Annotated in this window: 3 protein-coding genes; all 3 read right to left on the reverse strand. The window is 49.1% G+C overall.

Annotated elements, in window-relative coordinates:
- Window positions 1-672, reverse strand: a 672-nt coding sequence (locus F7D73_RS08445; RefSeq protein ID WP_153123851.1) for a relaxase/mobilization nuclease domain-containing protein, incomplete at its 3' end; no start/stop codon positions are given.
- Entirely contained in the window at window positions 669-1082 is a 414-nt protein-coding gene (locus F7D73_RS08450; RefSeq protein WP_153123852.1) for a plasmid mobilization protein, read from the reverse strand. The genes F7D73_RS08450 and F7D73_RS08445, both read right to left, overlap by 4 nt.
- A 184-nt stretch (window positions 1083-1266) precedes the next feature.
- Window positions 1267-1542 (reverse strand): DUF3408 domain-containing protein (locus F7D73_RS08455; RefSeq protein ID WP_153123854.1); only part of this gene is annotated, 276 nt, incomplete at its 5' end.

Here is a 1542-nt window from a genome sequence, read left to right on the forward strand (position 1 = left end):
CGTACCCTTGAAGCTATATCCATCCTTGCAGAAACGGATGCCTTGAACCTTGGTTCGTTTTTTATCCTTATAGACAAGTTCCAAGAGAACACCTCGTTTTGCAAGTTCATTCTTGAACTTCTGCCAACTATCTGCGACTTCCAATGCATCCTTGACGGCATTGTGAATCTCATATTTCGCTCGCTCGACATTGCGCAATTTGCGAGTGTTAGTCTTGCTCTTGTCAGTTCCGTAAGTCAATCCATACTTGGATTTTAGAGCTTTGGTCACTTGCTCATTACGCCTGTAATCATTCCTATCTGATAAGAGCTTGCCCTCGTTATTGATACGGTTGTACACGACATGACAATGTGGATTGTCCGTGTTGTGATGCCTTACGATGATGAATTGGGTATCGGTGATGCCCATCATCTGCATGTATTCAATGGCAATTTTAGCCATAAACTCATCCGTCAAACGTGGCTTATCCTCTGGTTTGAAGCTCAATGCAATGTGTCCCACAGGCTTCTTAATCCTTGGATTTAGCTGCCTCTGTAGCTCAAAACTTTGAGCCATCTCGGCATTCGTACCGAGTAACACACCATCCGAGGCAAGGATTTTCGCCTCGTCCTTGCCTGTAACATAGCGGATGCAACCAGCAAAAGAGCTGCCCTTCTTTAGCTTGCCTATCATGTGGTATCCTCCTTTCTGCCCATTCTGCATGGCTTCGATTTTGGATTCGCTTGGCGATACTCGCCAAGGATTTCTTTCAATCTTCTCAACAAGTCCACCACATATACATGGGTTTCATGGAAACCTCTCTGATGCGACAGCTTGGTAAGTTGGTTGAGGTTGTTCGCCATGCCAATGAGATTCTTGGCGATGGCTACCGTCTCTGTGTTGTGTCCGCTCACCACCTCGCCGTTCAAGGCGGACTCTCGTATATACTCCGCCAACTTGCGGTTGGCTTTTCTCGCCCTCAGTCTCAATGCCTCGTAGCTTGGCTTCGAGAACTTCACCGTGACAGACTTCGACAGCTTGTGAATCCTGCCTGTGGGCGGTCTTCCGCCCTTTCTCCTGTCCTGTTCCTGTATGCTTGTCATTCGATATACTGTTTACAGTTGGTACACTTACTTTCTGCGACCGTTGGGAGCAAAATTCCTCCGCCCTCATGGTGGAGCGAGGCGTTTTGGGGTTCCCAAAACATAACCTCGCTCCCTCTCAGAACACGTTAGTTGGAACTACAGCCTTTCAGCTATCCACGTCCAAGGTCGCAGACCTTAATTCTCACAATTTGCGCCAAGCCTCGAAGTCCTCTTCATAAAGGCTTAGGTGGTGGCGCACGATGTTCTCGATGATGCCCGATACGCTCATGCGTCTCCCTCCGAGGATGCGGACGACACGATCAAGACGGTCTCGTACATCGGAACTGACGAAGACTGGCTTGCGGTCGTCAATCCTTGGAACTTGGAGGAAGGTCTGCTGATACTCCTCCAATGTCGCCTTGCGCTGCTTGCCACTGATGCGCTTCTGCGGATTCGGTGGCGATTGAGCCTCGTTCGT

The sequence above is a fragment of the Segatella copri genome (genome assembly GCF_009494395.1).
In the GTDB taxonomy this organism is placed as follows: domain Bacteria; phylum Bacteroidota; class Bacteroidia; order Bacteroidales; family Bacteroidaceae; genus Prevotella.